At 64.4% G+C, this 5,194-nt stretch carries 7 protein-coding genes and 1 pseudogene; 5 read left to right on the top strand and 3 right to left on the bottom strand.

The window, feature by feature from the left end; genetic code table 11:
* Window positions 1-180: pseudogene (locus tag V7Q42_RS21200) on the top strand (hypothetical protein); the annotation flags it as partial.
* A 514-nt stretch (window positions 181-694) separates the two neighbouring features.
* Here V7Q42_RS21200 and V7Q42_RS21195 read toward each other — a convergent pair.
* From V7Q42_RS21195 to V7Q42_RS21185, 3 genes are all read right to left on the bottom strand, one after another.
* On the bottom strand, window positions 695-1,048 hold the full coding sequence (locus V7Q42_RS21195; protein WP_333826261.1) for a type II toxin-antitoxin system PemK/MazF family toxin: 354 nt from the start codon (window positions 1,046-1,048) through the stop codon (window positions 695-697).
* Window positions 1,045-1,269: an antitoxin MazE family protein gene (locus tag V7Q42_RS21190; RefSeq protein ID WP_333826260.1), complete on the bottom strand. Its 225-nt coding sequence runs from the start codon at window positions 1,267-1,269 to the stop codon at window positions 1,045-1,047. The genes V7Q42_RS21195 and V7Q42_RS21190 overlap by 4 nt, the downstream gene beginning before the upstream one ends.
* Before the next feature lie 105 nt (window positions 1,270-1,374).
* Window positions 1,375-1,710 carry a DEAD/DEAH box helicase gene (locus V7Q42_RS21185; protein WP_333826259.1) on the bottom strand — a complete coding sequence of 112 codons (336 nt, stop codon included), beginning with the start codon at window positions 1,708-1,710 and terminating at the stop codon, window positions 1,375-1,377.
* 35 nt (window positions 1,711-1,745) lie between these two features.
* Between V7Q42_RS21185 and V7Q42_RS21180 the strand changes: the two genes are divergently transcribed.
* The 4 genes from V7Q42_RS21180 to V7Q42_RS21165 all read left to right on the top strand — a co-directional run bounded on the left by V7Q42_RS21180 (window position 1,746) and on the right by V7Q42_RS21165 (window position 4,820).
* Complete coding sequence (locus V7Q42_RS21180; protein ID WP_333826258.1) at window positions 1,746-1,883, top strand: hypothetical protein; 138 nt, start codon at window positions 1,746-1,748, stop codon at window positions 1,881-1,883.
* 164 nt (window positions 1,884-2,047) lie between these two features.
* On the top strand, window positions 2,048-2,398 hold the full coding sequence (locus V7Q42_RS21175) for a DUF3489 domain-containing protein (RefSeq protein ID WP_333826257.1): 351 nt from the start codon (window positions 2,048-2,050) through the stop codon (window positions 2,396-2,398).
* Between the two features lie 3 nt (window positions 2,399-2,401).
* Complete coding sequence (locus tag V7Q42_RS21170; protein ID WP_333826256.1) at window positions 2,402-3,022, top strand: DUF2924 domain-containing protein; 621 nt, start codon at window positions 2,402-2,404, stop codon at window positions 3,020-3,022.
* Window positions 3,015-4,820 carry a recombinase family protein gene (locus tag V7Q42_RS21165; RefSeq protein WP_333826255.1) on the top strand — a complete coding sequence of 602 codons (1,806 nt, stop codon included), beginning with the start codon at window positions 3,015-3,017 and terminating at the stop codon, window positions 4,818-4,820. Before V7Q42_RS21170 ends, V7Q42_RS21165 begins: the two co-directional genes overlap by 8 nt.
* Window positions 4,821-5,194: the final 374 nt, after the last annotated feature.

Below are 5,194 nucleotides of genomic sequence, written 5' to 3'. Positions count from 1 at the left end.
ACCAGAGCAGGAACGGATTCTGGTTATGAACGGGGACAAACCGGGGGCAAGGTCACCACGCTCGAATGGGTCGATTGGTTCAACAACCGACGGCTCCTCGAGCCGATCGGCAACATCCCGCCGGCCGAGGCCGAACAACGCTGGTGGGACGAACAGGAGCTGGCGGATATCGCCGCCTGACTCAAAGCACCGAGCCTCCGACGAACCCGGCGCGGTTCACCACGCAGTTCTATGCTGCAGCGAGAATCCGAACGAACTGCATGCGAGCGCGGCATCTTGGATGCGTTCGGCAAAAACCATCCAGACAGGAACTGGCATTTGCAAAGCGTACCACCAAAATCGCCTCGAGAGATTTTCGCGCACGTCCAGCGCCGAGTTCGGCACCGAATGGGTCTCGTGGTCACGCGGCAGGTTGGTGGGTGCCACAAGCCTTTGACAGTCCCGAGCTATTCGCTGCGACCGTCATAAATTGAAATTCATCAATGATATCAAGTCGTTGTGGCGGAGAGATCGAGATTCGAACCCTCAGTACCCTCATTGTAAGCCATTGAATTAATTAGTATTTACGCGGTTGGCGCACCAGAGAAATATTGCAGGCGAAGGTCAGAACTCGTCGCACTCAGCGCTGCGAGCATCCAGCCACTGCTCCACCCCTCCTCGTCGACCGACAGAACACGAAACCGGGCCGATCTGATCAAACTCCTCGGGCGGCGCGCGGTGACGAGGCGAGGCCGAGGAACACCACGATCGCCTGGTTCAACCGCACAACGTCCTCGTCACCGAGGCGCCCGATCCTTCGGCCGAGCTTCGACTTGGGCACCGTCGTAATCTTGTCGACCATCAGGCGAGAGGGGCATTGGAGTCCGTTGCCGTCGCTCGGTTCGACTGCCAGCCGGAAGAGGGGGGCCTCGGTCGGGTCGGTGGTGAATGCGCAAACGGTGATGGACTGGGTTGCGTCGAAGCCGTCGTCTTGCACGAGGACGACGGGTCGTGGCTTGCCGGCGTAGTCGGGCCCGCCCGAAACCGTCCAGATTTCGCCGCGCCTCATTCCTCGCCCCAGTCGGAAACGGCGTCGATGAAAGCCTGATCTTCTCGATCGTGGCTGCTCGTCGCCACGGCGAGTGACTGCCGATGCGCCTCCGACCGGAAGGACGGGGCTCGCACGTCCGGGACCCAGATCTGGATCGGACGTAGTCCCTGCGCCCGGAGCCGAGCCCGGTGCTCGCTCACCTTGAGGCGGGACGACTTCGGCGAAGATGCTGGCGTCATGGCGACCTCCTGGTTACATGTAACTATCACGGAGCCGGGTGAATTGCCAGCCTCTCCTCTGAGGGAAAGGAGGAAGTTGTCTTCGCTCCCTCCCGGCCGTGAGCACTACGAGATGGTGTAGCCGAGCGCCCGAAATCCCGCCCGGCGTTTGGTTGCCATCCGCGCCAAGAGGGGAACATCCTGATCCACATAGTCGAAGACCCGGACCTCCGACTTGCCCGCGTGCAGGCGATGTAGCCTGCCGACGTATTGGGCGAGTGTTCCCTTCCAAGCGATCGGCATCGTGAGGAACAGCGTGTCGAGCCACGCGTCGTCGAACCCCTCGCCGATGTAGCGCCCGGTGGCGAGGATGAGGCGCTCATCCATATCGGGCCCACCGAGTGCGGCTTCCGCGGCCTTGCGGTCGGCCACCGACATGCCGCCGCGCAGCACGGCGATCATCTAAGCCGCGCAAAGCGATTGTGGAGATGATCCAGATGATCGCGACGCTCGGTGAGGACGATTGGCGAGCGGTGCTCCTTGAGGGCCCGCGGGGCGTCGTCGAAGATCAGATCATTGCACCACACGGGTCGGCTGCCGGTCAACGACGGTCGGTCACCGAAGGTTCGAAGTGACTGACGTTTGGTGCTTTTTCGACTGGACTTCCGTCGGCAACAGAGCGGTACTGCATTGCGGCTGCGGGGAAACGAGCCGCGGGTGAGCCTCGGAACCAACTCGGTCCGGGGCTCGAGGTGGTGCAAGCGGACGCATCCCGCGTCGCGCCCACCGAGGGTCCCACATGCCCCGCCACGCCCGCATCAACCCCACCGGGAGCGAAGTCGAACCGAACCAGGTCACCGCGGAAATCGACGACGTCGAAGCGCCCGCAGGACCCCAGGCCGGGCCGGATCCCGAACCGGTCCCGCCGACGGCGTCGCCGAAACTGCCGATCGGAAAGCTCGGCGTGATCTTCGACGAGATCGCCGCGCCTGCCGGCGCCACCATCGATGAACTCGCCGGTGCGACCGGCTGGCAGCCGCACACCATCCGCGCCGCGTTCAGTCGCCTGCGCCGACGGGGGTTCCCGATCGTTCTCGCGACCGACGCCGACGGCCGCAAGGCCTACCGGCGCATGCCGAAGGAGGGCTGATCCATGACCCTGCTCGAGATCGCCGCCCTCGACCTGCAGGCGACTGCCGGTTCGATCGATAGCTTTGCAGCTCGCGGCCGAGCCGTTGCCCCCTCCGATCGTCGATCGAGGACGGTCGACCTACGGGCCGAACTGCCTGCACGGCTCGCCGCCCTCGGTACGATGGAGCGCGATGATCTGATCGCCGAATGGCGGCGCCAGTTCCGCGCGAACCCACCTGACCGGCTCCGCCGCGAGATCCTCGAACTCGGCATCGCCTGGAAGCTTCAGGAGAAAGCGCTCGGCGGTCTGAAGAAGGCGGTCGCCACCGAATTGCGCGGCCTCGCTGAAGCCCTCGCGACCACCGGCGACATCCGTCGGGCCAAGACCCCACGCCTGAAGCCCGGCGCCCGGCTGGTGCGCGAATGGGGTGGCGCGACCCACGAGGTCACCGTGATCGACGGCGGCTTCCTCTGGAATGGCGATGTGCGGAAATCGCTCTCGGCGATCGCCGAAGAGATCACCGGCACCCACTGGTCGGGCCCGCGGTTCTTCGGGCTCACGTCTCGGGCGAAGGCTTCGGCCGATGGGGAAGTGAACGTTGCGTCTGCGACCGACGTCGACGAGGAGGACGGAGATGCGTAAGCCGATCGGAAAGACGACCGTGCCACTGGTCGCAAAGCCGGCGACGATCCGCTGCGCCGTCTACACCCGCAAGTCCTCGGAGGAAGGACTGGAGCAGAGCTTCAACTCACTCGACGCCCAGCGCGAGGCCTGCGAGGCCTATGTCGCCAGCCAGAAGTCGGAAGGGTGGGTCGTCCTACCGCAGATGTACGACGACGGCGGCATTTCCGGCGGCACCATGGAGCGTCCGGCGCTGAAGCGCCTCCTCGCCGACATCGAGGCCGGCCTGATCGACACGGTGGTCGTCTACAAGGTCGATCGTCTCACCCGCTCGCTCGGTGACTTCGCCAAGATCGTCGAGGTGTTCGACGCGGCCTCTGTCTCCTTCGTGTCGGTGACCCAGTCCTTCAACACCACCACCTCTATGGGGCGCCTCACCCTCAACATGCTGTTGTCCTTCGCCCAGTTCGAGCGGGAGGTCACCGGTGAGCGCATCCGCGACAAGATCGCAGCATCGAAGGCCAAGGGCATGTGGATGGGTGGTCGCCCGCCGCTCGGCTACGAGGTCAAGGAGAGGAAGCTCGAGATCGTCGCCGCCGAGGCCGAGACGGTGCGACACATCTTCACCCGTTACGCCGAAGTCGGCTCGGTGCTCGACCTGCGCGACGAGTTGGCCGCCGCCGGGATCGCCGCCAAGCGGCATGTCTCGGTCGCCGGCAACGTCGCCGGCGGCGGGCCCTTCGGTCGTGGAGCGCTCTACCACCTACTGCAGAACAGGCTCTATCGCGGCGAGATCAGCCACAAGGGGATGATCCACCCGGGCCGACACGAAGCGATCGTCGACCAGGACCTCTGGGACCAGGTCCAGGCGGTGCTCGCTGAGAACCGGGTCGAACGGGCAGTTCGCTCCGATGCGGCGTCCCCGAGCCTCCTCGCCGGGCTCGTCCGAGATGAAGACAGGATCCCGCTGACGCCGACACATGCGAACAAGAAGGGCCGACGGTATCGCTACTACGTCAGCCACGACCTGATTGCCGGGCGGAAGAGTCCGGTCGATCAGGCCGACCATGAACCGAAGCGCCGCCGCAGCTCGGCTCGCCGCATCCCGGCGACGGATCTGGAGGGCATCGTCGAGGGACGCATCGTGGCTTTCCTCGGTGACGCTACGGCGATCGACGCGGTCATTGCGCCGCGGGCGAAGGATGTCGAAGAGCGGCGTCAACTCGTCGAGCGCATCGGCGAACTCGCCAAATCTTGGCCGACCCTCGCGCCGGCCGAGAAGACGACGATCGTCCATCGACTGGTAAAGGCGATCGTGGTCACCACGGACACCGTCAACATCACGCTCCGCGTCGAAGCCGTTCGCGCCTCGGCGTGCCGCCACCCGGATCGCATCGCCGCTCCTGTCCACCGAAACGGCCGATCCCGTCATGACGACGACGGCGAGACCATCGAACTCACGGTGCCGGCGACGCTGAAGCGGGTCGGGATGGAAAGCCGCCATCTGGTCGAGGCCCCGGAAAATCGTGCGAGCCGCAAGCCCGATCACAGCCTCCTGCGGCTCCTGGCCCGAGCACATCGATTCCGCGACCTGATCCTTCGCGGCGACGGTAGGTCCATCGCCGAACTCGCCGAGGAGAGCGGGGTGGGAAGACCTTACGTCTCCCGTATCGTGCGCCTCGGCTTCCTCGCCCCCGACATCACCTCGGCGATTCTGGAAGGGCGCCAGCCGATCGAACTCTCCGCCAAGTTGCTTTCGGTAACGGCCGATCTGCCCAAGGACTGGATGGAGCAACGCCGCGAACTCGGTTTCCGTTGACGCTTTCGACGGATCATCATCGCTGGAAGCCCATCCCCGCCGATACGGCGGGGATCATCGTTCCATGGGCAATTCTGTGGGCATGGACCAGCAGTCGCTCCTGACGGCGACCACGAGTGCAGCTACAGGAACTGGAATTTGCAAAGGGTACCACCAAAGTGGCCTCGAGAGATATTCGCGCAGGTCCGGCGGCGAATCCGGTACCGAATGGGTCTCACGGCCACGGGGCAGGATGGTGGGTGCCAGAAGCCTTTGACAGTGCGACACCATTCGCCGCGACCGTCATAAATTAAAATTCATCAATGATATCAAATAGTTATGGCGGAGACGGAGGGATTCGAACCCTCGGTACCCTTTTGGGGGTACGCTCATTT

The organism is Pinisolibacter sp. (assembly GCF_036782435.1).
Taxonomy (GTDB): domain Bacteria; phylum Pseudomonadota; class Alphaproteobacteria; order Rhizobiales; family Ancalomicrobiaceae; genus CALBKH01.
This window is presented reverse-complemented; position numbering and strand designations above follow the sequence as displayed.

Bases quoted from the DNA above. Each gene is read 5' to 3' on its own strand.
- V7Q42_RS21190 (WP_333826260.1), bottom strand. From the start codon at position 1,269: ATGACGCCAGCATCTTCGCCGAAGTCGTCCCGCCTCAAGGTGAGCGAG.
- V7Q42_RS21165 (WP_333826255.1), top strand. From the start codon at position 3,015: ATGCGTAAGCCGATCGGAAAGACGACCGTGCCACTGGTCGCAAAGCCG.
- V7Q42_RS21170 (WP_333826256.1), top strand. From the start codon at position 2,402: ATGACCCTGCTCGAGATCGCCGCCCTCGACCTGCAGGCGACTGCCGGT.
- V7Q42_RS21180 (WP_333826258.1), top strand. From the start codon at position 1,746: ATGATCGCGACGCTCGGTGAGGACGATTGGCGAGCGGTGCTCCTTGAG.
- V7Q42_RS21195 (WP_333826261.1), bottom strand. From the start codon at position 1,048: ATGAGGCGCGGCGAAATCTGGACGGTTTCGGGCGGGCCCGACTACGCC.
- V7Q42_RS21175 (WP_333826257.1), top strand. From the start codon at position 2,048: ATGCCCCGCCACGCCCGCATCAACCCCACCGGGAGCGAAGTCGAACCG.
- V7Q42_RS21185 (WP_333826259.1), bottom strand. From the start codon at position 1,710: ATGATCGCCGTGCTGCGCGGCGGCATGTCGGTGGCCGACCGCAAGGCC.